This is a genomic window from Sphaerisporangium rhizosphaerae, assembly GCF_042665155.1.
Classification (GTDB): Bacteria; Actinomycetota; Actinomycetes; order Streptosporangiales; family Streptosporangiaceae; genus Sphaerisporangium; species Sphaerisporangium rhizosphaerae.
In genome coordinates, this window is the sequence record NZ_JBHTCG010000046.1 from 13,493 (window position 1) to 39,259 (window position 25,767).

Here is a 25,767-nt window from a genome sequence, read left to right on the forward strand (position 1 = left end):
GCCGGCGGGGATCGCGCGTTCCTCACACTCTGCTGCCCGGTAGAGAAGGGTCGTGCGCGTTGTTCCGGGACAACGGCAGGCGGACGACGAACCGCGCGCCGCCCTGCGGGGAGGCGTCCACCGTGATCGTGCCGCCATGGGTCCGCGCCAGGTCGCGCGCGATGGCCAGGCCGAGTCCGGTGCCCCCCTTGTCCCGGCTGCGCGCGGCGTCCAGCCGGGTGAACCGCTGGAAGATCCGCTCGCGGTCCTCGACCGCGACGCCATCGCCGTCGTCGTCGACGATCAGCTCGGCGGCGTCGCCCGTCCGGCGGACCGTCACCGTCACCGTCCCCCTGGCGTGCCGCGCGGCGTTGTCCATCAGGTTGCCGAGGACGCGGCCGATATGGGTGCGCACGGCCTCGACTCGCACGCCGGGGGCCAGCTCCAGGCGCACCTGGTGCGGGTCGGAGCGCCGCGCGACCTCCGAGCGGACGACGTCGGCCAGGTCGAGACCGGTCCCTGGTTGCGAGGGACCCGCGCCCACCCTCTCCAGCAGCAGCAGGTCGGCGATGATCGCCTGCAGCCGGTCGACGTCCCGCAGGGAGTGGTTCAGCAGCTCCTTCAGGTCGGTGTCCTCGGGATGCAGCTGGGCCTCCTCCAGTTGCGCGCGCAGGCCCGCGACCGGGGTGCGCAGCTCGTGCGAGGCGTCCGCAGCGAAGCGCCTCTGGTGGTCCAGCGTCCGCTGCATCCCGTCCTTGGCGTGCTCCAGCCGTGACAGCGTGCCGTTGATGGTGTGGGCGAGCCGGGCGACCTCGTCGTAGCCGGGAGGCTCGGGGACGCGGGTGCTCAGATCGTTGACGTTGATCGCGGCCAGCTCGGCCCGGATGGCCTCCACCGGCCGCAGCGTCCGGCCGGTCACCTTCCATGCCATGGTGATGGCGAGCAGGATCAGCGCGACGCCCTGGATGACGAAGATCGAGTCGATGACGCCGGTGATGCTCTCCGTCGGCGCGGGGCTGCCCGCGTACACGACGTGGGCATCGGGGGCGGCGGAGACCCGCCGCGCCGAGAGGTTGACGCAGCCGAGGCGCGCCTGCGCGCAGGTGTGCACGTCCTGCTGTGGCTCCTGCGGCGTCGGCCACACCCGGGTCAGCGCCGGCAGCCCGCGCGCCATGGACGAGGCGGCGATCACCCGGTGTCCGGGGGCGACCACCTGGACCAGCGTCACCCCCGGCACGTGCCGGCCGATGGGTCCGGTGACCTGGCCGAGGCGGTCGGCGGCGGCCACGATCGCCGACTCCCGCCGTGCGGCCGTCCAGGTGTCACCGCCCACGGACTGATGTGCAACCATGCCGGCCAGCAGACCCGAAGGTATGAGCAGGAGAGCGGCGAGGAGGGCGACCAGAGCGGTGATCCGCCCGCGAATGGAGCGCGGGCGGACCAGCGCGCGCGTGCGAATGCGCCATGCGGTTCGCCGATCCGGATCACCGGGTGACTCTTTCATCCTGCTCTCCACGGGTTCAGCTGCGGCGGGTCTGCCCCGGGCATGCAAGAGACGGAAAGCGCTTTCCATAGTAGTCGGCGCTCGGGTTACCGAGGTTCGCGGGCGGCCGGTCGCGTGGGGCGGCCGGACCGGACGGGAGAGACGGAGGTGCTGCTCAGAGAATTCCATCGGGATCTCGCCCTCCTCCAGTCGAGCCGGGCCTGTCCGTGCCGCACCCGTCATGGTTCATTACGGGCGACATAATCGTTTGTTATCTGGAAAGACTCAAGTTATCACGTTATGGGCGATTTGCAAGGCCGGTTAGTCCGTTTTGGCCAATGTCGCCGTGTTGTAAGGATGCGCATGACGATATAGCGGACTTTGCATTACCTTCGCGTGGCATTTCTTTTGCCATTCCCGCGGCAGGCAATGTGACGGTCAACGCCGCCGGCGGCCCACCCGCGGAGCCTGGAACGGGCACACGGGTGGGCCGCCGGTGACGGGCGTCAGCCGTTGACCTCCAGCGCGGCGCGCACGGCGGACTCCAGCGAGCCCTCGATCCAGGCGTGCTTGAGCGAGGTGTGCTCTCCGGCGAAGTGCAGCGGCCCCTCGGGCACCGCGATCGCGGGGTGGATCTCGGTCATCTGGCCAGGCAGGAAGACGGCCGCCTCGCCGAAGGCGTACCGGTTGCGCAGCCAGCTCTGGGTCTGGCCGTGGCCGGTGTAGAACTCGGCGACGCGGTCGCCATGCACCTCCTGCAGGCCGCGCAGCGCGTACCCGTACCGCTCGCGGTCGTCCATGGAGTCCCACCGGGAGGCGTCGTCGGCCCACACGTAGCTGGCCAGCACCACGCCGCCCTCGCTGCCCGGCACCCGGTGGGAGGGGTAGTAGGTGAACCGGTTGGCGTTGTCGGCCACCGAGCCGCCGCCGGTCACGTGGGTCACCGGACCCGGGCGGTAGCGCGCGCCGAGCTCGCGCTTCCAGTCCTCCTCCTCGAACTCCCACCACCGCTTGCGGAACTCCAGCAGCACCTTGGTCGCCGAGTCGTAGTGCAGCTCGATGATCGCGCGGCGCTTGGGGTAGGACAGCGCCGGGGCGATCTCGACGTGCCGCAGCGCAGGGAAGGGGATCGTGATGATCGCCACGTCCGCCTGGAACGTCTCGGCCCTGGCCTGCGGCGCCGAGGAGGACTCGTCGCTGCCCTTCTCGGTGACCGTCTCGACGCGCACGCCGCCGGCGGAGGTGGAGATGCGCACGGCCCGGCGGTCCATGCGGATCTCCTGCCGCAGATCGGCCTGCAGCCGGTAGGGCAGCAGGCGGCTGCCGCCCGCCATCTCCCAGTAGGTGGCCGACGGGTTGACCAGGCTCCTGGTCAGGAAGGTGTGCATGAACGCCAGCGGCAGCCGCGAGGTGAGGTTCTCCACGGTGCCGATGGCGTCGATCGCCGCCTCGCTCAGGTGGGCCCGCTCGGTGAGGAAGCGGCGCATCGAGTAGCCGTCGAACTCGTGCAGCACCCGCGCCCAGCCCTTGATCAGCTCAGGGAGCGGCTTGTCGGCCCGCTTGCCGCCACGGACCACCGAGAAGTGGTCGCGCACCGGGTCCAGCGCCTGGTCGAGGATGTCGGCGGTGGTCCTGCGGTCCTTCAGGCCGAACGAGGCGTTGATCCTGCGCGGGTCGGCGGCGTACTCGTCGCGGCGCTGGAGGATGCCGTTGACGTGGATCCAGGTGTGGTTGAGCCGCCGGGGCGTGACGAACTCGCCCCTGCCGGGGCCCGAGCGCCACACCCGGCCGCGGCGCGAGGTGTAGACGACGGGCGGGACCGGGCCGCTCGGGGCCGAGCCCGGGCGTACGTCCACGTTGTAGAAGGGCCGGCGCTGGATGCCCAGCTTGTCGATCAGCGCGAGCGTGAGCGGGTGGAAGTCCGGGACGCGCATGGCGCCCGCCTCGGCGTACTGGGCGGGGTCGGCGAAGCCGGTCTGGAAGGTCTTGATGCGGCCGCCGACGCGGTTGCCGTTGGCCTCGATGACCGTGACCTGGTGGCCGGCCCGCTTCAGCAGCGTGGCGGCCACCAGGCCGGAGATGCCCGCCCCGATGATCAGGACCTTCTTCGGCCTGCGGGCCCTGGGCAGGCCGGTGTCGATGAGGACCCGAAGGTAGGAGAGCTTGAGGTCCGAGCCGTCCTCGCCCACGAGCAGCAGGTCGCGCGCCACGTCGAGGCAGGTGCTCCAGCTCGGCGCGGCGGGGCCGCGGGCCGGGGCCGCGGGAAGGACGGGGGTGGCGGAGGCGGCGGCGGGCGCGGCGGGGGCGGCGCCCACGAGGGACCCGGCGGCGCCGAGTCCGGCCAGCCGCCCGAACCCGCGGCGGTCGATGGTTGTCATCCGATTGTGCTCCCTGACTGAGACCGGAAACCGGGGGGTGATGAAATGGCCACGGAGAGTTTCCGGTGGGGGAGCGCGCCGGCCGGCGCGGCGCGCCACGCCGGCCGATCTGGCATCCCAACCGATCGGCGGACGGCGCCCGTTTCAGCCGCGTTCGCGGTGAAGTGCGGCGCCGCCGCCGACGCGGGCGTCAGCCCGTGAGGGAACAGGAGTTGGCGAGGTCTCCGGTGGCCGGGCGCGGGATGGTCGCGTCGGCGGGCGGCGCCTCGCCGCGGGTCGTCCAGCCCTCCAGAGCCTCGAAGGCGTCACGGAAGCAGGGCAGGATCGGCCGCAGCAGCCCCGGCTGGGCGTCGTACAGACCGTCGACGTGGTTGCCTCCCTCGATGCGGTAGTAGCGGTGCAGCCGGTCGCGGCCCCGCGCCCTGATCAGTTCGTCGTAGACGTCGGAGTCCTCGGTGATCGGCAGCAGGGTGTCCAGCGTGCCGTGCAGGGTGATGAGCGGCCGGCCGATGCGGCCGGTCAGCGCGATGCGCCCGACCGCCCGGTGCACGGCGCTGGGCCGGGAGGCGTAGTCGTAGTCGGCGTCGCAGGCCGGCGTCCCCGGCGCGCAGAACGGCGTGCCGGCCTCGGTCGCCCCGTCGTAGGACGGGTCGAGTTCCTCGCGGTAGATGCGCTGGGTGAGGTCCCAGTACACCTTGGCGTGGTAGTCCCACAGCGGCTCCGAGCCGGGCGCGAAGCCCGCCGCGATGATCGCGTCGTGCGCGGCGGCGTCGCCGGTGGCGGCGTACTTCGGGTACTCGCGCAGCGCCGGCGGCAGGAAGTCCAGCAGGTTCGGGCCCTGCTCGCGCCACAGGGTGCCCTCCCAGTCCACGCCCCCGGTGTAGAGCTCGGGGTGGTTCTCCAGCTGCCAGCGCACCAGGTAGCCGCCGTTGCTGATGCCGGCGGCGTAGGTGCGCCGCGGCGCGCGGCCGTACCGCTGGGCGACCACGGCCTTGGCGGCGCGGGTGAGCTGGGTGACCCGCGTGTTCCACTCCACCAGCGCGTCGCCGGGCCTGACGCCGTCCTGGTAGAAGGCCGCGCCGCTGTTGCCCTTGTCGGTCGCCGCGTACGCGTAGCCGCGCGCCAGCACCCAGTCGGAGATGGCGTAGTCGTTGGCGTACTGGCGGCGCACGCCGGGGGTGCCGGCGACGACCAGCCCGCCGTTCCAGTGCTCGGGCAGCCGGATCACGAACTGGCTGTCGTGGTTCCACCCGTGGGCGGTGTTGAAGGTGGAGGAGTCGGGGAAGTAGCCGTCGATCTGCGCGCCGGGCACGCCGGTGGGGTTCTTGGCGCCGGCCGAGGTGAGCCCGGCGAAGTCGGCGGCGACCGAGTGGCCGGAGGCGACGGTGGCGGCCGTGGTCAGGTCGGTGAGGCAGGCGGAGATCTGCTTCTCGGCCCCGGGCACCGCGATCCGGTTCAGTCCCGGGCAGGGGGCGGCGGCCGCCGCGGCCGCGGGCACCGGCCCGAGCAGCGCCGCGCCGGCCAGGAGGGCCGCGGCCAGGCCCGGCGGCCGGCCCGGGCGTCGTCGGAAGGATCGCATGGGGGGCTCCTCACATAGGCGGCGATACCGGCGACACTCGGGTGACATCGGGGTGGCATCGCGGGTGACATCGGGCCCGAGCGTGTCCGCCATGGTGCTCATCGGCTGTGGGCCGGGCCACGTCCCCCGTCCCCACAATCGCCCGGCCGATCATGTCGGGCGTCCCCATGGGACCTCCCGCCCCGCGCCGTGCCGGACCGCCATCCGGCGTGCCGCGCCCTCCGTCCAGGGGAGCCCGGCGTACGTGGCGGCCCCACACACGCGCGCACCGGACGGGGTGGCGTGCCCCCTGACCTGCGGGACATGTGAGGCGAACCCGTCTTCGCGGCGGAGATTGTGTGCCGGCGCCACATGGAACGGCCCCGCCGGCTCACTTAGTGTTCCGCGTCACAACGACTTCGTCCGTTAACCGCCAGGTTATCCGCGGGTAACACCGCGCACCGGCCGGGACGGGGGCGGCGATGCCGGATCGAGACGACGAGGAGGAAGGCCAGATGGACGGTCCCGTCCTGCGGGCGCAGGGCCTGGCCAAGGAGTTCCGGGGCTTCCGCGCCGTCGACGGGGTGGACCTGGACGTCGCCGAGGGCAGCGTCCACGCGCTGGTCGGGCCGAACGGGGCGGGCAAGACCACGCTGTTCAACCTGCTGACCGGCTTCCTCAAGCCCACCGCCGGGCGCATCATGCTCGGCGACCGCGACCTGACCGGCCGGCGGCCCGAGCAGGTGGCCCGCCTCGGCGTCGCCCGGTCCTTCCAGATCACCAGCCTGTTCCCGCAGATGACCCCGCGCGAGCACCTGGAGCTGGCCCTGGCCGGCGCCACCGGGCTCACCTGGCGCTTCTGGCGCACCGAGCGGCTGCTGGACCGGTACGCCGATCGGGCCGCCGAGCTGCTCTCCGAGGTCGGCCTGAGCGCGCACGCCGGCACCCCGGCCGGCACCCTCGCCTACGGCCACAAGCGGGCGCTGGAGCTCGCCCTCGCCCTCGCGCTGGACCCCCGCGTGCTGCTGCTGGACGAGCCGACCGCCGGCATGGGCGTCGAGGACATCGACCGCACCGTGGAACTGGTCAGGAAGGTGCGGGCCGGGCGCACCGTCGTCATGGTCGAGCACAACATGAGCGTCGTGTCCAGCCTGGCCGACCGGGTGACCGTCCTGCAGAGCGGCCGCGTGCTCGTCGAGGGGCCCTACGCCGAGATCCGCCACGACCCACGGGTCATCAGCGCCTACCTGGGAGACCCCCATGCCGAGGACTGACACCGCCCCCCTGCTGGCCGTCGGCGGCCTGTCGGCCTGGTACGGCGAGGCCCAGGTGCTGCGGGAGGTGTCCCTGCAGGTAGGGCAGGGCGAGATCGTCACGCTCGTCGGCCGCAACGGCGCGGGCAAGACCACGCTGCTGCGCTGCCTGATGGGCCTGCAGGGCCGCTACTCGGGCAGCGTCTCGTTCCTCGGCCAGGAGATCACCCGGCTGCCCGCGCACCGCCGGGCCCGGCAGGGCCTGGGCTACGTCCCCGACGACCGGGGGGTGTACTCGACGCTCACCGTGGAGGAGAACCTCACGCTGCCGCCCCGCGTCGGCCCCGACCCCTGGCCGCTGTCGCGGGTCTACGAGACCTTCCCCCGCCTCGCCGAGCGGCGCGCGTTCCCCGGCACCAAGCTGTCGGGCGGCGAGCAGCAGATGCTCGCCCTGGCGCGGGTGCTGCGGATGGGGGCGCGGCTGCTGCTGTGCGACGAGCCCACCGAGGGACTGTCGCCGCTGATCGTCCAGCAGATCGGCGACATCCTGCGCGAGGTCAAGCGGCAGGGCACGACCGTGCTGCTGATCGAGCAGAACGTCCACTTCGCCCTGACGGTCGCCGACCGCCACTACCTGCTCGCCGAGGGGCGGGTCGTCGAGTCGCTGGACAACGACGAGATGCGCGCCCGCGAGCACGAGCTGCTCGACCACCTCGGCATCTGACCCGGGCCCGCCGCCCGGCATCCGCACCCCCCGGAGTTCCACGCCCCGGAAAAGATCGCAAGGAGAGACATATGAAAGCTCTGGGCCGAGCCGCCGCCCTGGTGGCGGCGGGAGCCACGCTCGCCGGCTGCGCAGGCGGACCGGGCGGCGGGGGGAGCGGGGACAAGATCAGCGACGGCAAGGTCGTGCTCGCCGTGCTGAACGACCAGTCGGCGGTCTACGCCGACCTGTCGGGCAAGAGCAGCGTCACGGCCGTGCAGATGGCCGTCGAGGACTACAAGGCCAAGTACGGCGACAAGGCCGTCGTGAAGGACGTCGAGGTGGTGTCCGCCGACCACCAGAACAAGCCGGAGGTGGCCAACTCCAAGGCGCAGGAGCTCTACGACCGCCAGAAGGCCGACGTCATCCTGGACGTGCCCTCCTCGGCGGCGGCGCTCGCCGTCGCGGGCGTCGCCAAGAGCAAGAAGAAGATCTACATGAACATCGGCGCCGCCACCACCGAGCTGGAGGGCGCCCAGTGCAACAAGTACACCTTCCACTATGGCTACAACACCTACATGCTGGCCCACGGCACCGGCGACACCGTGACCAAGGACGGCTCGAAGAACTGGTACATCGTCTACCCCGACTACGCCTTCGGGCAGGACATGCAGAAGAACTTCACCGCCGCCGTCACCGGGGCCGGAGGCAAGGTCATCCAGAGCGACCCCGCGCCGTTCCCCAACGACAACTTCTCCACCTTCCTGCTCAAGGCCCCGGGGCTGGACCCCAAGCCGCAGGTGCTCGGCGCCATGCAGGCGGGCGGTGACCTGGTCAACCTGGTCAAGCAGTACAACGAGTACAAGCTGCGCGACAAGGGCGTCGGGCTCGCCGTCGGGCTGATGTTCATCACCGACATCCACTCCCTCGGCCCGGACGCGCTGGCCGGCACCAAGTTCACCGACGCCTGGTACTGGAACGCCACTCCGGACAACCGCGCCTGGGCCGACAAGTTCCAGGCCAAGGCGAACAAGCGGCCGAGTTTCCCCAACGCCGCCAACTACTCGGCCGCCACCCAGTACCTGGAGGCCGTGCAGCGGGCCGGCACCGACGGCCCCGACGCGGTGGTCAAGCAGCTCGAGGGCTACAAGTTCGAGGACGCCTTCGCCAAGAACGCCACGATCCGCGCCCAGGACCACCTGCTGCTGCACGACGTCTCGCTGGCGCAGGTCAAGCCGGCCGGCGAGGTCAAGGAGCCCTGGGACTACGAGAAGGTGCTCAGCACCATCCCGGCCGACCAGGCGTTCCAGCCGGTCAGCCCCGCCTGCAAGCTCTGATCCGCGGCGGGCGCGCCGGCACCCCCGGCCCGCGCGCCCGTCCTTCCCGTCCCCCTGGAGGTCACCGTGCTCCAACAGGCGTTCAACGGCCTGGTGGGTGGCGCCTTCTACGCCCTGCTCGCCCTGGGCCTGGCCGTCATCTTCGGCATGCTGGGCGTCGTCAACTTCGCCCACGGTGCCTTCTACATGCTCGGCGCGTTCGGGTCGTACGTGCTGCTGGACTCCTTCGGCGTGAACTTCTGGGTCGCGCTGGTGGCGGTCCCGGTCGTGCTCGGGCTCGCCGGCACGCTGCTGGAGCGGCTGTTCATCCGCAGGCTCGCCCCGCTGGACCCGCTGTACAACTTCCTGTTCACCTTCGGTCTGGCGCTCGTCCTGCAGGACCTGGTCAAGCGGGAGTACGGCGTGCAGTCGCAGCCCTACCCGCGCCCCGCGCAGCTGTCGGGCACCGTGGACCTCGGGCTGTTCACCTACCCGGCCTACCAGGTGTTCGTGCTGGCCGTCTCCCTGGTCGTCTGCGCGGCGGTCTGGGTGGTGCTGACCCGCACCCGCGTCGGCATGATCGTGCGGGCGTCGACCGAACGGCCCGAGCTCACCCGGGCGCTCGGCATCGACGTGGGCCGCTGGGTGACGCCGGTGTTCGGGTTCGGCATCGGGCTGGCCGGCTTCGCCGGGGTGCTCGCCGCGCCGATGCGCGCGGTCAACCCGCTGATGGGCGCCGACCTGATCATCACGGTCTTCGCGGTCGTGGTCATCGGCGGCCTCGGCTCGATCTTCGGCTCGGTGGCGGCGGGGTTCGCCATCGGGCTGGTCTCGGCGCTGGGCAACCTCTATGTGCCCGCGCTGTCGCAGACGCTGGTGTTCATCCTGATGGCGGCCGTGCTGCTGTGGCGCCCGGCCGGCCTGTTCGGACGCGAGGAGTCGCCGTCGTGATCCTTTCCCGGCTCGCCGCCCGGCCCCTCCTGCTCGCCGCCGGGCTGCTGCTGGCCCTGGCGCTGCCCTGGATGGTCTATCCGCCGGTCGCGCTCGACATCGCCTGCTGGGCGCTGTTCGCGGCGGCGCTGGACCTGCTGCTCGGCTTCACCGGGCTGCTGTCGTTCGGGCACGCCGCCTTCTGGGGCGGCGCCGCCTACGTCGCCGGCATCATCGCCCTGCGCACCGGGCTGCCCTTCCCGGTGGCCGTGCTCGGCGGCGCGGCGTTCGCCGCCGTGCTGGCCCTGCCCATCGGCTACCTGTCGGTGCGCCTGCGCGGCATCTACTTCGCGATGGTCACCCTGGCGTTCGCGCAGATGGTGTACTTCGTGGTCAACCAGTGGCGCGACCTGACCGGCGGCGAGAACGGCCTGCAGGGCGTGCCGCGCGAGCTGTTCGGCCTGGACCTGTCGGACTCGTTCGTCTTCTACTACGCGGGCCTGCCGCTGGTGCTGGCCGGGTACGTCGTGGTGTGGCGCATCGTGCGCTCGCCCTTCGGGCGGGTGCTCGCCTCGATCAGGGACAACCCCGCGCGGGCGCAGGCGCTCGGCTACCCGGTGGACCGCTACCGGCTGCTGGCGTTCGTGCTGTCGGCCGCGCTGTCCGGGCTGGCCGGCGGGCTGTTCGCGATCGGCCACGGCTTCGCCTCCCTGGAGAGCGTGTACTGGACCACCTCCGGTCAGGTCGTGATGATGGTCGTCCTCGGCGGCATCGGCACGCTGTGGGGCGGGGTGCTCGGCGCCGCCCTGGTGGTCGAGCTGAACGACTACCTGGTCACCTCCGGGTTCGAGGGCATCGGCATCGTCACCGGCACCATCTTCGTGATCATCGTGCTGGTCTTCCGGCGCGGAATCTGGGGCACGGCCCGCGACCTGCTTCGCTCCCGCGCGGGCGGCGGGCGCGCCGACCCGCCGTCCGGCGAGGCGCCCGACGGCTCGCCCGCCCGGCCGGAGGGCGTCGGCTCGCCGGTCTGACGGCGCCGGCCCGGTCGCAGGCCGCTCACCGCATCCCCCGTACTTCTAGGAGCATTCGCTGTGGTTTCAACGAGCGTGACCGCCGGGCAGGTAGCCGAGGTGGACCTGACGGGCCGGCGGGCCCTGGTGACCGGCGGGGCCGGCGGCATCGGGCTGTCCTGCGCCCGGCGGCTGGCGGAGGCGGGCGCGGAGGTCCTCATCCTGGACGTCCGCGAGCGGGAGGCGCGCGAGGCCGCCGGCGAGATCGGCGGGATGGCGCTGGCCGCCGACCTGACCGACATGGCGGCGGTGGACGCGCTCGACTGCGGCGCGGTGGACATCCTGGTCAACAACGCGGGCTTCCAGCACGTCGCGCCGATCCCCGAGTTCCCGCCGGAGGTCTTCGCCGCCATTCTCAAGATCATGGTGGAGGCGCCGTTCCGGCTGGTCAGGCGGGTCCTGCCCGGCATGTACGAGCGGGGCTGGGGGCGGGTGGTGAACATCTCCTCGGTGCACGGGCTGCGCGCCTCGCCGTACAAGGTCGCCTACGTCACCGCCAAGCACGCCCTGGAGGGGATGTCCAAGGTGATCGCGCTGGAGGGCGCCGAGCACGGGGTGACCTCCAACTGCGTGAACCCGGCCTACGTGCGCACCCCGCTGGTGGAGGAGCAGATCGCCGACCAGGCGCGCGTCCACGGCCTGCCGCCCGAGGAGGTCGTCGAGCAGATCATGCTGGCCCCGGCGGCCGTCAGGCGGCTGATCGAGCCCGACGAGGTCGCCGAGGCCGTCGCCTACCTGTGCTCACCCCAGGCGTCCATGATCACCGGCGCCTCCCTGACCATCGACGGCGGGTGGACGGCGCACTGAGGGGGGTCATCCGGGGCTGCGCCGGCGTGGCCGCGGCCCGAGCCGACGCATCGGGGGAAATATCGTGATCAAGGGGACAATGAACCCCATGAGCTGCACCGTCTTTCTCGACCTGCTCGCCCGCGAGGCCCCGCCGGTGGAGTTCGAGGCCCCGCTGGTCGAGGCGCGGGCCGCAGGCGCCGCCCCCGAGGTGCTGGCCGAGCTGGACCGGGCCAAACTGGCCGCGCTGCGCGTGCGCGCGCTGCTGGAGCACCGCGCCCGCCGCGAGGCCGAGCTGTCGGCGCTGTTCGAGACGGCGGGCGACCTGGCGGGGCTGCGCGACGTCGGCGCCGTCCTGGAGGCCATCGTCCGCCGCGCCCGCCGGCTGCTGCACGCCGACATCTCCTACATGACCCTGCACGACCCCGACCACGGCGACACCTACATGCGGGTCACCGACGGATCGGTCTCGGCGGCCTTCCGGGCGCTGCGCCTGCCCATGGGCGCCGGGCTCGGCGGCCTGGTCGCCCAGACCGGCACCCCCTACGCCAGCGCCGACTACTTCTCCGACGAGCGCTTCCGCCACCGCACCCACATCGACGCCGCCGTCAAGGAGGAGGCGCTGGTCGCCATCCTCGGCGTCCCCATGCGGCTCGGCGCGCAGATCATCGGCGTGCTGTTCGCCGCCAACCGCAGCGCCCGCCCCTTCGCCCAGGAGGAGGTGGCGCTGCTGGCCTCGCTGGCCGCCCACGCCGCCGTCGCCCTGGACAACGCCCGCCTGCTGGAGGAGACCCGCACGGCGCTCGGCGAGCTGAGCGCCGCCAACCGGCTCCTGCGGGCGCACAGCGCCTCGGTCGAGCGCGCCGCGCAGGCCCACGACCGCATGACCGGCCTGGTCGTGCGCGGCGGTGGGGTGGAGGACGTCGCCGCGGTGGTCACCGACATCCTCGGCGGCGCCATCGTGGTGGTGGACGCCGACGGGCGGCGGCTGGCCGAAGTGGGGTCGGCCGGCGACCTGGACGAGGCCGAGGTGGCGGCGGCGGCCGCCGCCTCCCGCCGGCTCGGCCGCACCGTCCAGCGCGGCGAGCTGTGGGTGGCCTCGGTCGCCTCCGGGGCCGAGAACCTCGGCACGCTCGCCCTGCGCACCCCCGACGAGGTCTCCGGCGCCGACCAGCGGATTCTCGAACGCGCCGCACTGGTCACCGCCCTGCTCCTGCTGTTCCGCCGCACCGCGGCGGCGGCGGAGGGCCGGGTGCGCGGCGAGCTGCTGGACGACCTGCTCACCGGGCGGGCCGTCCACTCCGACGCCCTGCACGGCCGGGCGCGGCTGCTGGGCGTCGACCTGGACGCCCCGCACATCCTCCTCGTCGCCCGCCACCGCGCCGAGGAGCCGATCTCCGCTCAGCGCACGGCCTTCTGGGCCGCCTCCGACGCCTCCTCGCGCCATGGGCTCGTGGCCGCCAGGGGACAGGAGACCATCCTGCTGCTGCCCGGCACCGAACCGGCCGCGGCGGCCCGCCGGGTGGCCAGAGAACTCGGCGCCTCGCTCGGCACCCCCGTCACCGCCGGCGCGGCGGGCCCGGTCCACGGCCCGGCCGCCGTCGCCGAGGCCTACCGCGAGGCCCGGCGCTGCGCCGAGGCCCTGCTCGCCCTCGGACGCGAAGGCGAGGGCGCCGGCAGCGACGAGCTGGGCTTCGTCGGCCTGCTGATCGGCCGCGACCGCGACGTCGGCGGGTTCCTCCACGGCGCCATCGGGCCGGTGCTGGCCTACGACCTGCGACGCGGCACCGCGCTGGTGCGGACCCTGGAGACCTACTTCGGCACCGGGTCGAGCCTGTCGCGCACCGCCGAGCGGCTGCACATCCACGTCAACACCGTCACCCAGCGCCTGGACCGGGTGGGCCGGCTGCTCGGCGACGGCTGGCAGTCTCCCGAACGCGCCCTGGAGATCCAGCTCGCCCTGCGCCTCAACCGCCTGCGCCCTCTGGCCGCCCGCCCCGGCGACCCCACCGGCTGAGCCGCCCGGGCGGCGGTCTCAGCGGCCCTCGCCGAGGCGCTGGCCGAGCTGGCCCCGCATCTGCTCGGCCACGGGGGCGTCCATCTTGTCGGTCAGCGTGAGGGCCTGGTTCAGCGAGTCCTGCGCGGCCTCCAGGTCGCCGGCGGCCTGCTGGGCGTCGCTCAGCCTGATCAGCGTGCGCGCCTCCTGCAGGGGCATGTGCATCTGGCGGAACAGCGACAGCGCCTGCTCCAGGTAGATGACCGCCTGGGTGGCGTCGTCGCGGGCCATGGCCAGCTCGCCCAGCCCGAGCTGCACCCGCGCCTCGACCAGGTGCTCGCTGGAGGCGCTGGCCAGCATCAGCGCACGGGTCAGGGCGTTCTCGCACTCCACCAGCTCCCCGCGCCGCATGCGCGCGATGCCGAGCCCGTGCAGGGCGTAGGCCTCGCCGGTGGGGTCGCCGATGTTGCGCACCGCCGTCAGGGCCTCCTCGAACACGTCCACCGCGAGCGCCGCTTGGTCGGCCTGCAGGTAGGTGTGGCCGATGCGGTGCAGCACCTGCGCCTCCACCCGCCTGCTGCCGCTGCTGCGGCTCAGCTCCAGCGCCTCGGTCAGCAGGCGCTGCGCGCCGGGCAGGTCGTCGAACTCCAGCCGGAGCTGGGCCAGGTTGTGCAGCACGTACGCCGAGGCCACCTGGTCGCCGTTGCCGCGGAAGATCTCAAGGGCCCGCCGGTAGTGCGCCTCGGCCTCGGCGAAGCGGCCGCTCAGCCGGTCCAGGAAGCCGATGTTCCTGATGACCAGGGCCGTCCCCTGGCCGTCGCCGACCTCCTCGAACAGCTGGACCGCCGCCTCGAAGTCGCAGCGGGCGTCGCCGAAGCGCTGCTCGGTGATGTAGAGGGACCCGCGTGAGTACAGCATGGCCGCCTGCCCGCACCTGTCGTCGGCCTGCCGGGTGGCCGCCAGCGCCATCTGGTGGGTCTCGCGCCAGTCGTCGAGGTACACGCGGGACTCGAACAACGTCACCGAGCTGATCGCCAGGTCCCAGCACAGGTCCACCAGCCCCGCCTGGGCCGCCTGGCGGATGCCCGACACCAGCATGGAGCGCTCGCGCTCGTACCACTGCAGGGGGGAGGCGACGAGCTGCCCGACCAGTTTGTCGGGCAGCGGCCAGCGCGGGGCGTGGCTGTGGATCTGCACGTAGTCGCCGCCGTACTCGCGGCGGTGGGCCGCCTCCGCCAGGAAGAGCAGGCCGCCGAGGACGCGTTCGAGCGCCGCGTTGCGGTCGGCCGTGGTCTCCTCGGCCGCCAGGCGCTCGCGCGCGAACACCCGGATCAGGTCGTGCAGGCGGTACTGGCTGTGCACGCCGTACCCGACGCCGGTGGTCTCGATGAGCTGGGCGTCGGCCAGATCGTCCAGCAGGTCCTGCGCGATGGGCAGCGGCCGGTCGAGCAGGGCGGCGCTCACCCAGGCCGAGAAGATCTGGGAGTCCAGGATCGTCAGCCGCCGGAACAGCCGGCGCGCGTCCTCCCCGACGCTGTCGTAGGTCAGCGAGATGCTCGCCCGGATGCCCATCTCGCCGTGCTTGAGCTCGTCCAGCCGGCGGGTCTCGTCCTCCAGGCGGCTGACCAGCTGCTCGATGCTCCAGTGCGGGCGGGCCGACAGCCGGGCGCCGGCGATGCGCAGCGCCAGCGGCAGATGGCCGCACAGCTCGGCCAGCGCCTCGGCGGCCTCGATCTCCGACTGCACCCGCTCGATGCCCGCGATGCGGGAGAGCAGGTTGACCGACTGGTCGGAGTCGAAGATCTCCACGTCGATGTGGCTCGCACCCGCCAGGCCGGCCAGGCGGCTGCGGCTCGTCATGAGCACCGCGGAGGAAGGGGTGCCCGGCAGCAGTGGCAGCACCTGGCTCTCGCTGCCGGCGTTGTCGAGCACGATGAGCATCTTGCGGTCGGCCAGCAGCGCGCGGTACATCTCGGCCCGCTCCTCCAGGCCGTCGGGGATGCCGGTGCCGGCGACGCCGAGCACGCGCAGGAAGCGCTCGAGCACCTGCATGGGGCTGGTGGGACGCGAGCCGCCGCCGTGCAGGTCGGCGAACAGCGTGCCGTGCGGGAAGCGCTCTCCGATGGCGTGGGAGGCGTGCACGGCGATGGTGGTCTTGCCGACGCCGGGCTTGCCGACGATCACGATGATCGGGACCGCGAAGCGCGTGCGGTCCTCCGAGGCCAGCATCAGGCGCTGGCGGATGTCCTCGATCTGCTTGGTGCGGCCGGTGAAGTCGGCGATGTCGGTCGGCAGCATCCCCGGGACGTTGGGCATCGTCGTCCCGGTCGGCGCCTGCACCTCGACTCTCTCCGCGGGGGGCGGGGCCGGGGCGGCCAGGCTCTCGTCGGAGGTGAGGATCGCGTGCTCGAGCTGCTGGAGGCGCTCGTTGGGCTCGATGCCCAGCTCTTCGATCATCGTGCGGCGGGCGTTGCGGTAGACCTGCAACGCCTCGGCTTGGCGGCCCGAGCGGTACAGCGCGGTCATCAGCAGGCCGCGCAGCCGCTCGCGCAGGGGGTACTCCTCGGTGAGCTCGCTCAGCTCGCCCACCAGTTCGTGGTGGCGGCCGAGGTCGAGTTCGAGCTGGATGCAGTCCTCGTTGGCGGTGATGCGGCTTTCGGTCAGCCTGCTGGCCGCCGACTGCACGAGCCTGCTCTCGATGCCGTCCAGAGCCGGCCCGCGCCACAGCGACAGGGCCTCGCGGTAGTGCCGGATGGCCTCGTTGAGGTTGCGGGCCTCGCGGGCGCGGCGGGCGCGCTGGACCAGGCTCTCGTAGCACTGGGCGTCGACCTGGTCGGCGGCGACGCGGATGGAGTAGCCCAGGGACTGGGTGGTGATGATGTCGGGACTTCCGTTGGCGGCGAACAGCCGGCGCAGGGCGGAGACGCAGATCTGGACCTGGGCGCGGGAGGTGTTGGGCGGCTCGTCGCCGTAGATCGCCTCCATGAGGCGGCCGATGGTGACCACCCGGTTGGCGTCGAGGAGTAACACGGCGAGCACGATCTGCTGCCGGATGCCGCCAAGGTCGAGACGGCGATCCGCGGCGACCGCCTCAAGCGCCCCAAGAATCCCGAATTGCACTGCATCTCCTCGCAATAAGACTCGCGGCCCATCCGGAAGTGTTCGATCACCCTCCGATGCGAGAGATACGACAAACGCGTGGCGCCAGGAGATCCGCTCTCGTCGTGAACATCGCCTCTTAGTTTATGACCATTGCCCGGCATCTACTGTCGGGTGCGAGCTGGTTACTTATGGCAATGTCACTTATGTCTGGATCGTACAACTATACGAGGTTCGGATCTATAGAGAGTCGACGGATACTTCTCGCACTGACGGTGTTCATTCGCGTGTGCAACGGGATCGCGGGGGGCAGGCGGCGATCTGTTTGGTGGTTTGTCCCGTTGTGGGGGATTTGTGTCAAGGCTGTGCCAGAGGTCCGCTGGGAGGCGTGTCCGGATGTGGACGTCTGATTCATGCCGCTGGCGTGCAAGAGGGGGCGGGACGGTCATCCCCACGGGGTGTTGCCGCCGGCGGCCGCGCGGTGGGCGGTCGCTCCGTGTGAGCGGCCTCGCGTCCCCGCGGCGGTGTCCCATCCCTCGTTGGCGACGGACGAGAGGAGGAACCGTGCCACTCGGCCACTGCTCTGAGCGCTCATTTCCTGGCCTCTTCCCGTGTCGGTGGTGCGGGTCGTCCGTCAGCCGTTCGCTGGGAACACCGTCAACGTAGAAAGCGTCACCATTCGGTCCTTATCGGATCGCTTCTCGGCGGCCATCGGGGCAGCTCAGGGGTGTGCATGCCCCCTATTTGTGCGTTTTCCTGTTACCGCCGGACAAATCGCCCGTAAGAGTGCCCGCCGGGCCGGGTGAAAAGCGGTCTGAGCTGCCCGGACGTTCTCGCGGAGCGCGCCGGAGGCGGCGACGGATAGAAAATGGAAAGCGGATCGATAGTGCCGTTGGGCATTCTTGCCCCCAGGCCGGGATCGGCCGGCGCCCAGGGGCGTCCGTCCGTCCCGTCGTACGCGCGTCGGGCCAGGGACGGTGGTCCTGACGAAAGACGCCCCAGGCTCACGTGCGTGCTCGCGGTGAGGAGCGCCGCTCCGCGTCCCGCGACCGCGATGGTGCTGGAGGCTGTCCGTTGCGGCGGGCACGGCAGATGGGTGTGCTGGACATGAGTGTTACCGCGCAGGCGTTGGACGGCGTCTACGGCCGGTCGGCCGCGGGCGTGCGCGCACGCCTGGAGCGCGACGGCCTCGGCGGGTGGCACGACCTCGCCGACGCCGAGACCGACAGCGAGGGCCGCATCAGCGAGTGGCGCGACAAGAAGCTCGAGCGCGGCCTTTATCGCATCGTCTTCGACAGCGACTACTACTTCGTCGGCCTGGGTGTCAGCGCGGCGTACCCGGAAATAATCGTGACATTTCGAATGCAGGACGAGACGGACGCCTACCAGATCCAGGTGATGTTGTCCCCGTATTCGTATTCCACGCATTTCCGGATCGCGTGAGCGACGGTATCACCGCCGTGCCCGTTCCGGCCTTCTCGCTTCCGGGCGGCGCGCGGTGGCGCACAGCGGAGTAAGGGGAGAAGGGAACCCGACAGTGACCACAGCCGATCCCGCGCCCGCCGGCCCCGGCGCCCGCGCGGCCGCTCGTTACCGCCCGTCCGCGCAGGTGGACCTGCCCGGCCGCCGCTGGCCCGGCAACGCCATCACCCGCGCGCCGCGCTGGCTGTCCACCGACCTTCGGGACGGCAACCAGTCGCTGGCCCGCCCGATGGGGCCCGAGCGCAAGATGGCGATGTTCGACCTCCTGGTGCGCATGGGTTACCGGGAGATCGAAATCGGCTTCCCGGTGGCGAGCCAGGACGACTTCACCTTCGTGCGCGCCCTCATCGACGGCGACCTCATCCCCGACGACGTGCGCATCTCGGTGCTGGTGCAGGCGCGCGACGAGCTGATCAGGCGCACGGTGGAGAGCCTGGAGGGCGCCCGCGCCGCCACGATCCACCTCTACAACGCCACCTCGCCGCTGTTCCGGCGGGTGGTGTTCGGAATGGACCGCGACGAGTGCAAGGACCTCGCGGTGCAGGGCACCCGGCTGGTGACGAAGTACGCCGACCGGCTGCTCGGCGGCTGCGACCTGGGCTTCCAGTACTCGCCGGAGCTGTTCAACGACACCGAGCCGGAGTTCTCGCTGGAGGTGTGCGAGGCGGTGATGGACGAGTGGGACCCCTGCGAAGGGCGGGGGATCATCCTGAACTTCCCCACGACCGTCGAGCGTTCCATGCCGAACGTCTTCGCCGACCAGATCGAGTGGCTCGACCGGCACCTGTCGCGCCGCGCGCACGTCTGCCTGTCGGTCCACCCGCACAACGACCGCGGCACCGGCGTCGCCTCGGCCGAGATGGCCCTGCTGGCCGGGGCGCAGCGCATCGAGGGCTGCCTGTTCGGCAACGGCGAGCGGGCCGGCAACGTCTGCCTGGTCACGCTGGGGCTGAACATGCTCGCGCAGGGCGTGGACCCGGGCATCGACTTCGCGGACCTGGACGGCGTGCGCCACACGGTGGAGGAGTGCAACGGACTGCTCGTCCACCCTCGTCACCCCTACGGCGGCGACCTGGTCTACACCTCCTTCTCCGGCTCCCACCAGGACGCCATCAACAAGGGTTTCGACGCCCTGGAGCGCGCCGCCGCCGAGACCGGCGCCGACCCGCGGGAGTTGCCGTGGGAGATGCCCTACCTGCCGATCGACCCGCGGGACGTCGGCCGCACCTACGAGGCGGTGGTCCGGATCAACAGTCAGTCGGGCAAGGGAGGCGTGGCCTACATCATGGGCGCCTGGCACGGGATGGACCTGCCGCGCCCGCTCCAGGTCGACTTCGCCCGCGTCGTGCAGGCGCACGCCGACGCCGAGGGCGGCGAGGTCACCCCCGAGCGGGTCAAGGACCTGTTCGACCGCGAGTACCTGGAGTACCCGGCGCTGCCCGTCCCGCTGGTCTTCGCCGGTGACCCGGTGAGCGCCGAGCTGCACATCGACGCCGGCGGCTTCGATCCCGGCGACGCGCGGACGGCCCGCCTGAACGGCCTGAAGGAGGCCCTGGCCCGCTGGGGCGTCGAGGTGCGGGCCGTCCACCACACCGCCCGTGAGGGGGCGCGGGGAGGTCGCGAGGCGAGCGCCGAGGTGGTGGTCTACGCCCAGTGCAGGGCCGGGGGCAGGTCGACGTGGGGCGCCGGCGTGGCCCCCGACGCCGGCGCGGCCGCCCTGTCGGCCGTCCGCTCGGCGATGACCCGGGCGCGCCTGGACGCCATCACCGCCGTCCCCGGGGTTCCCGTCGTGCGCGAGGCTCCGGCGGCGCGCGTGCGGGCGCTCGCGGCCGCCGCCGCTCCCGTCGTCCCCGCCGCCGTCCCCGTCCCCGTCCGTCCCGTCCGGCGCCGGCATCACCCCGGATAGCCGCTCGATAACAGCTGAAAGGCGCGCCGACCTAGCGTGGCAAGTAACACCAAATACGGACAAGCACGGACAAATGGAAGGCGCCACGCGGCGACATGTGAAGACGTCAAAAAGGGAGGCTCGTCATGAGCCTGATCGAACGCCAGGAAGCGTTGACCTCTCTGGAGGGCCTGCTCGCCAGCGCCATCATGGGTAAGGGACGGGTGGCGCTGGTCAGCGGCACCGTCGCGACCGGTAAGAGTGACCTGCTGCACTCCTTCGCCGAGCAGGCCGCCGAGCTGGGCGCCCTGCCGATCACCGCGACCGGCTCGCTGGCGGAGAGGGATCTGCCCCTCGGCGTGCTCGGGCAGCTCATTCACGATGCCCCGCTGGTCATGGAGGAGCGCGACCGCGCCATGGCCCTTCTCGCGGAGGGGGCGCGCACCGTCATGCTGTCGGCCCCCGGCGGCGAACCGCTCAACCAGGTGGACGCCCAGATCGTCCACGCCCTGTGCACCGTGCTGCTCGAACTGTCCGAGCGCTACCCCCTCATGATCGTCGTGGACGACGTGCACCACGCCGACCGGGCCTCGCTGCTGTGCCTGGCCTACCTCTCGCGCCGGGTGCGCTTCGCCTCCATCGTCGCGGTCTTCAGCCACTCCACCCACGGCCGGTACGCCGAGACCTCCTTCCCCACCGAGCTTCTTCGCCAGCCGCACTGCCGGCGCATCCAGCTCGCTCCGCTCACTCAGGCCGGGACCATGAGCGTCGTCGCCGAACAGGTCGGAAAGGACGCCGCCGAGCGGTTCGCCGTGGAGTGGTACGGGCTCAGCGGCGGCAACGCCCTGCTGGTCTCCGGCCTGGTCGAGGACTACCAGACCGCGGCCAGAAGCAGCGGGCTGCCGCCCGCGGAGCTGGTGCCCGGAGAGGGGTACGGGCAGGCGGTCGTCTCCTGCCTGCACCGTGCCGACGTCAAGATGCTCCAGGTGGCCTCGGGCCTGGCCGTTCTGAACCAGTCCGACTCGCTGGACCGGCTCCTCGGCACCGGGCAGGAGTACGTCAACCGCGAGCTGCACTCCCTGTCGGTCGCCGGCCTGCTGTCCATGGGCCGCTTCCGGCACGAGTCGGCGCGGACCGCCGTCCTGGCAGAGCTGGAGCCGGAGCAGCGGGCCGAGCTGCACCACCGCGCCGCGGTGCTGGCCTACGACGACGGCGGCGCCACCTCCGCCATCGCCGACCACATCCTCAACGCCGGGCGCGTGGAGGAACCGTGGGCCGTCGACGTCCTGGAGGACGCCGCGCGCCACGCCCTGCGCGAGGGCCGCGTCGAGCCCGCCGTCGCCTACCTGCGGCTCGCGTGCCGCATCTGCACCGACGACCAGCAGCGGGTCAGGATCACCACCGCCCTGATGCGCGCCGAGTGGCGGATCAACCCCAGCACGCCCACCGGGCACTTCTCCGAGCTGACCGACGCCCTGCACCGCGGCCAGCTGCGCGGCAGCGACGCCGTCGTGCTGGCCAAGGCCCTGCTGTGGCACGGCAGGTTCGCCGACGCCGAGGAGGTGCTCAAGCACCTGGGCGAGGCCGGTGAGGCGGGGGAGAAGCTCGACGCCGACACCGTCACCGAACTGGTGGTCACCCGCCCGTGGCTGCGCTGCTCCTACACCCCGTTCCTGTCCCACCTGCCCCAGGTGAGCGGCGAGCAGTCTCGGGCGGCCATCCTGTCCGTGGCCGCCTACCGCAGGCTGGAGTCGTCGATCACGCTGGCCGCCGTGCTCACCCGCGGGCCGCGCGACGAGATCGTCAACGTGGTCGAACGCATCCTGCGCGGCTCCCGCCTGGACGAAATGTCCATGGACACCGTCGAGAGCGCCCTGCTCGCGCTCACCTACGGCGGCCGTCCGGACAAGGCCGCCCCCTGGTGCGACCTGTTCATCGACGAGGCCTCCTCCCGGCACGCCCCGAGCAGGCAGGCCAGGCTGTCGGCGATCCGCGCCGAGATCGCCCTGCGCCAGGGCGACATGCTTGGCGCCGAGTTCCACGGGCGGCTGGCCCTGGACATCATCCCGCTGAGCGGCTGGGGCGTCGCCGTCGGCGGCCCGCTGTCCAGCCTGATCATCGCCTCGACGGCCATGGGCAAGTACGACGTGGTCAACGACCTGCTCGACCAGCCGGTGCCCGAGGCCATGTTCCAGACCCGCTGGGGCCTGCACTACCTGCACGCCCGCGGCCGGTACAGCATGGCCACCGACCACCCCCAGCTCGCGCTGCGCGACTTCCAGCGCTGCGGAGAGCTGATGGGCCGCTGGGACCTGGACGTCCCCTGGCTCATCCCGTGGCGGGCCGAGGCCGCCGAGGCGTGCCTGCGCCTGGGCCGGCCCGACCAGGCCCGCCGGCTGGTGGAGGAGCAGATCAGGCGGTGCGGGACCAGCGCGCCCCGCGTGCACGGCATCGCCATGCGCCTGCTCGCCGCCACCAGCGAGCCCCGGCACCGGCCCATGTTGCTGCGCCAGGCCGGTGACCTGCTCCAGTCCGGCGGCGACCGGTACGAGCTGGCCCGCGTGCTGGTGGACCTCACCGAGGCCTTCCACGCGCTCGGCGAGTACCGCCGGGCGGGCATGATCGGCGGGCGGGCGCGCGCCGTCGCCCAGGAGTGCCACGCCGACCCGCTGACCCGCTCGCTGGCCCGCGAGGGCGACGCGAGCGCCGCCCCGGCGCCGGGCGCGGTCGCCGAGACGGCCGACGTGACGGCCATTCTCAGCGACGCCGAGCGGCGGGTCGCGGTGCTGGCCGCGGCCGGGTACACCAACCGCGAGATCGCCGACAAGCTCTACGTCACCGTGAGCACCGTCGAGCAGCACCTGACGCGCACCTACCGCAAGCTGGACATCACCAGCCGCGCGGAGCTGCCGTCGACACTGGAGCTCGGGACCTCGCTGCCAGCGTGAGGTCCAGCTCCCGCAGGGCGCGCGCCGCGCCGGTCTGCCTGGCCAGATCGAGAGCGCGGCGCGCCGCCTGCGCGCACCGCTCGCCCTCGTGGGCGTCGGCGTAGGCGTGGGCCAGGCGGGCCAGGTCGTAGGCCGTCTCGCGGCTGCGCCCGGCCGTGGCGAGCTCCCGCTCCAGGATCTCGATCGCGTCGCCGGTATGGCCGAGGTCCAGCAGGCAGTCGGCGGCCAGCAGGTCGTGCAGGGTCGGGGAGTAGTCCCACCCGAACCTCGGGCGCTCCTCCGGTTCCTCCCCGGGCGGCTCGGCGGACTCCTCCAGGCGCCGCCGGCACAGATCCTCCTCCCCGGCCATCGCATGACCGAGCGCCTCGCGCAGGCGCGCCATCGCCGCGAGGCCCGGCGAGGGGACGGCGTGCTCGCGGGCCGGGCGCTCCCGCGCCGCCACCGCGATCTCCACCACCTCACCAGGGTCGGTCTCCGGGCCGGTGAGCCCGGCGCGACCCGCCAGTGTGTAGGCCACCAGCCGCTCGTCCTGCGCCTGGGCGGCCGAGCGCCGGGCGACGTCGGACCACCACAGCGCCCGCCGCAGGTCGCCGGCCTCGTACCACATGCGGCCCACGGCGTCGGCGTCCCGGGACGACAGCGTGATCAGCGACCTGCGCACGCCGCTCCCCGCCTCGCCGCGGAACCCCCGGAGCACGCCGAACACCGCCGACAGCGCGCCCGCCTGCTCGCCGGGCCGCACATCTGGCCGGTCGCAGGCCTCGACCACGGCCGACAGGTAGGCCACCGTCGGCTCGTCGGCCCGGCGCGGGTCCTCGATCGCCCGCCCGGTGCGTTCCTCCTCCTCGGCGGTGAAGCGCCCGGGCAGCAGCGGGACGCCGGTGAGGTGGTGCCACAGCGTGGTACCGGCGGGCTCCCCGCTCTCCTGGCCGAACAGCTCCCGCTCCCGCGCGCCGAACACCCCGCACAGCAGCTCTGCGTACCGGGGCGCCGGCCGCGCCTCGCCGGTCTCCCAGGCGCGGATCATGGCGGTGAGGCCCTCCCCGGCGGGAAGGCGGTCACGGGTGTCGTCGTCCGCGGCGCCGGCCATCCGCCCGGCCAGGTCCTCGCGGCTCCACAGCCGGCCCCGCCGCCACGCCCGCAGCCGCGCGGCCCACAGAGGGATGTCGATGCCGATCATCGCGCTCCTCCCGACATGGGTGCGAGTGGGCACGGACCATGCCCGCCTCCCATCCTTCGCCGTCCGCGTCCCGCCCTCATCCCCCAACCTGAGGATGACGACGGCCCCGTCCCGGCCCCTCTGCCCGGCGGTCAGTCCGGGGACCCCGTCCGGGCACGGCGGGGAGGCCGTGCCCGGACGTGGACGAGGCCGCTCAGAGACGGCCGGGGTCGCCGGTCAGGCGAACTGGCCGACCTGGTAGCCGCCCGCGGGCTGCTGGACCATGACGTTCATGCGGTTGTAGGCGTTGATGACGGCGATGATGGACACCAGGGAGGCGAGCTGGTCCTCGTCGTAGTGCTTGGCGGCGTTCGCCCACGCCTCGTCGGTGACCCCGCCGGCGGCGTCGGCGATGCGGGTGCCCTGCTCGGCCAGTTCCAGGGCGGCCCGCTCGGCCTCGGTGAAGACCGTGGCCTCGCGCCATGAGGCGACGAGGTGCAGGCGCACCGAGGTCTCCCCGGCGTGCGCGGCCTCCTTGGTGTGCATGTCGAGGCAGAAGCCGCAGCCGTTGATCTGGCTGGCGCGGATCTTCACCAGCTCCTGGGTCGCGGCCGGCAGCGTCGACTCCGACACCGCCCTGCCCGCCGCGTTGAGGTGCTTGGCGAACTTCGCCGCGGCAGGGTTGGCGAAGAGGTTGAGACGGGCTTCCATGGTGATCTCCTTGCGTGTCCGTTCGTGGCTTGCACCTCCATTGACGGAACGGCCGGGCCAGGTGTGACAGCCTGCGAATGTGACCTGCGTCTCCCGGGGCGCGATGCGGTCCATGGCCGCCCGCGCGGTGGCGGACGGCACCACACGCCGGAGGGCGCATCGTCCGGTGAGATGAGGCCGACCTGCGTTAACGTCACGCGAAGGACGTGCGGACGCGGAGGGGCCGATCGTGAGGCGGCGGACGCGGGACGGCGGGTGCGACCCGCTGCCGGTGGCTCTCGGGCTGCTGACGGTGCTGAGCGGCTGCGTGGACGCGGTCGCCTTCCTGGCGCTCGGACGCGTCTTCACCGCCAACATGACCGGCAACGTGGTCATCCTCGGGTTCGCCGCCGCGGGGGCGCCCGGATTCTCGGCGTCCAGGTCGCTCGTCTCTCTGCTGGCCTTCCTCGCAGGAGCGGTCGCGGGGGGCCGGATCCACCGCCACGCCCGCTCCCGCCGCTCCCGGATCGTGATCACCCTGGCCGCCGAGGCGGCGCTGGCCGGCCTGGCCGCCGGCGCGTCGGCCGTGCTCGGCCTGTCCGCCGAGGGGCACCGCAGCGTGGTGATCGCCCTGGTCGCCGCCGGGATGGGGCTGCAGAACGCGATCGTGCGGGTGCTCGGGGTCCCGGACATGACGACCACCGTGGTCACCCGCACGCTCACGGGCCTGGCCGCCGAGTCCTTCCTGGCCGGCGGGACCGACCCCCGCGCTCTGCGCCGGGCGGTCTCGGTCCTGGCCATCTTCTGCGGCGCCTGCGCGGGCGCGGTGCTGCTCCGGCACCTCCACCCCGGGTGGATCCTGCTGGCCGTCGCCGCCGGGGTCGTCCTCATCGCCGCCGGCTACGCCCTGCACCCGGCCTCCCGCCGCGACGGTCCCGCCCGGTGATCTTCCGGCACATCAGAGGGAGGGGCGGCCCGGCCCCGGCGGGGGCCGTCCAGGGACCCCCAGGTTCGCCCCGTACCATCGCCTCCTGTACCAACGGCACACC

General features: G+C 72.5%; 17 protein-coding genes. 11 read left to right on the forward strand and 6 right to left on the reverse strand.

All coding sequences use genetic code 11. The features are described from left to right. Positions 1-22: 22 nt before the first annotated feature. The 3 genes from ACFQSB_RS37125 to ACFQSB_RS37135 all read right to left on the reverse strand — a co-directional run bounded on the left by ACFQSB_RS37125 (position 23) and on the right by ACFQSB_RS37135 (position 5,419). Positions 23-1,330, reverse strand: coding sequence for a sensor histidine kinase (locus tag ACFQSB_RS37125; protein WP_380831793.1), 1,308 nt, complete (start codon positions 1,328-1,330; stop codon positions 23-25). A gap of 638 nt (positions 1,331-1,968) precedes the next feature. After that, on the reverse strand, positions 1,969-3,840 hold the full coding sequence (locus ACFQSB_RS37130; RefSeq protein WP_380831794.1) for a flavin monoamine oxidase family protein: 1,872 nt from the start codon (positions 3,838-3,840) through the stop codon (positions 1,969-1,971). 190 nt (positions 3,841-4,030) lie between these two features. Then, positions 4,031-5,419 carry a tannase/feruloyl esterase family alpha/beta hydrolase gene (locus ACFQSB_RS37135; RefSeq protein WP_380831796.1) on the reverse strand — a complete coding sequence of 463 codons (1,389 nt, stop codon included), beginning with the start codon at positions 5,417-5,419 and terminating at the stop codon, positions 4,031-4,033. A 461-nt stretch (positions 5,420-5,880) separates the two neighbouring features. On the opposite strand from ACFQSB_RS37135, the gene ACFQSB_RS37140 reads away from it, so the two are divergent. The 7 genes from ACFQSB_RS37140 to ACFQSB_RS37170 all read left to right on the forward strand — a co-directional run bounded on the left by ACFQSB_RS37140 (position 5,881) and on the right by ACFQSB_RS37170 (position 13,476). Further along, on the forward strand, positions 5,881-6,672 hold the full coding sequence (locus ACFQSB_RS37140; protein ID WP_354846945.1) for an ABC transporter ATP-binding protein: 792 nt from the start codon (positions 5,881-5,883) through the stop codon (positions 6,670-6,672). After that, on the forward strand, positions 6,659-7,375 hold the full coding sequence (locus ACFQSB_RS37145) for an ABC transporter ATP-binding protein (protein WP_354920968.1): 717 nt from the start codon (positions 6,659-6,661) through the stop codon (positions 7,373-7,375). The genes ACFQSB_RS37140 and ACFQSB_RS37145 overlap by 14 nt, the downstream gene beginning before the upstream one ends. A 71-nt stretch (positions 7,376-7,446) precedes the next feature. After that, positions 7,447-8,691, forward strand: coding sequence for an ABC transporter substrate-binding protein (locus tag ACFQSB_RS37150; RefSeq protein ID WP_354846939.1), 1,245 nt, complete (start codon positions 7,447-7,449; stop codon positions 8,689-8,691). Between the two features lie 66 nt (positions 8,692-8,757). Continuing rightward, positions 8,758-9,621: a branched-chain amino acid ABC transporter permease gene (locus tag ACFQSB_RS37155; protein ID WP_380831799.1), complete on the forward strand. Its 864-nt coding sequence runs from the start codon at positions 8,758-8,760 to the stop codon at positions 9,619-9,621. Further along, on the forward strand, positions 9,618-10,634 hold the full coding sequence (locus tag ACFQSB_RS37160) for a branched-chain amino acid ABC transporter permease (protein ID WP_380831801.1): 1,017 nt from the start codon (positions 9,618-9,620) through the stop codon (positions 10,632-10,634). The genes ACFQSB_RS37155 and ACFQSB_RS37160 overlap by 4 nt, the downstream gene beginning before the upstream one ends. Before the next feature lie 60 nt (positions 10,635-10,694). Further along, positions 10,695-11,480, forward strand: a complete 786-nt coding sequence (locus ACFQSB_RS37165) for a 3-hydroxybutyrate dehydrogenase (protein ID WP_380831803.1) — start codon at positions 10,695-10,697, stop codon at positions 11,478-11,480. 88 nt (positions 11,481-11,568) lie between these two features. Beyond that, positions 11,569-13,476: a helix-turn-helix domain-containing protein gene (locus tag ACFQSB_RS37170; RefSeq protein WP_380831805.1), complete on the forward strand. Its 1,908-nt coding sequence runs from the start codon at positions 11,569-11,571 to the stop codon at positions 13,474-13,476. Between the two features lie 18 nt (positions 13,477-13,494). Here ACFQSB_RS37170 and ACFQSB_RS37175 read toward each other — a convergent pair whose 3' ends face one another. Continuing rightward, a complete protein-coding gene (locus ACFQSB_RS37175) occupies positions 13,495-16,575 on the reverse strand; it encodes an AfsR/SARP family transcriptional regulator (RefSeq protein ID WP_380831807.1) in 3,081 nt (1,026 codons plus the stop codon). Positions 16,576-17,646: 1,071 nt separating this feature from the next. Between ACFQSB_RS37175 and ACFQSB_RS37180 the strand changes: the two genes are divergently transcribed. From ACFQSB_RS37180 to ACFQSB_RS37190, 3 genes are all read left to right on the forward strand, one after another. Then, complete coding sequence (locus ACFQSB_RS37180) at positions 17,647-17,997, forward strand: hydroxyisourate hydrolase (protein ID WP_354920953.1); 351 nt, start codon at positions 17,647-17,649, stop codon at positions 17,995-17,997. Between the two features lie 94 nt (positions 17,998-18,091). Beyond that, positions 18,092-19,942 carry a 2-isopropylmalate synthase gene (locus ACFQSB_RS37185; protein ID WP_380831809.1) on the forward strand — a complete coding sequence of 617 codons (1,851 nt, stop codon included), beginning with the start codon at positions 18,092-18,094 and terminating at the stop codon, positions 19,940-19,942. A 125-nt stretch (positions 19,943-20,067) separates the two neighbouring features. Then, the gene (locus ACFQSB_RS37190) at positions 20,068-22,869 is read left to right on the forward strand and encodes a helix-turn-helix transcriptional regulator (RefSeq protein ID WP_380831811.1); all 2,802 of its coding nucleotides are present in this window, start codon (positions 20,068-20,070) and stop codon (positions 22,867-22,869) included. Here the strand turns inward: ACFQSB_RS37190 and ACFQSB_RS37195 are convergent. Beyond that, a complete protein-coding gene (locus tag ACFQSB_RS37195; protein ID WP_380831813.1) occupies positions 22,811-24,049 on the reverse strand; it encodes a hypothetical protein in 1,239 nt (412 codons plus the stop codon). The genes ACFQSB_RS37190 and ACFQSB_RS37195 overlap by 59 nt on opposite strands. A gap of 216 nt (positions 24,050-24,265) precedes the next feature. After that, complete coding sequence (locus ACFQSB_RS37200) at positions 24,266-24,739, reverse strand: carboxymuconolactone decarboxylase family protein (RefSeq protein WP_380831815.1); 474 nt, start codon at positions 24,737-24,739, stop codon at positions 24,266-24,268. A 229-nt stretch (positions 24,740-24,968) separates the two neighbouring features. Between ACFQSB_RS37200 and ACFQSB_RS37205 the strand changes: the two genes are divergently transcribed. Next, on the forward strand, positions 24,969-25,664 hold the full coding sequence (locus ACFQSB_RS37205; protein WP_380831816.1) for a YoaK family protein: 696 nt from the start codon (positions 24,969-24,971) through the stop codon (positions 25,662-25,664). The last annotated feature ends 103 nt before the right edge of the window (positions 25,665-25,767 follow it).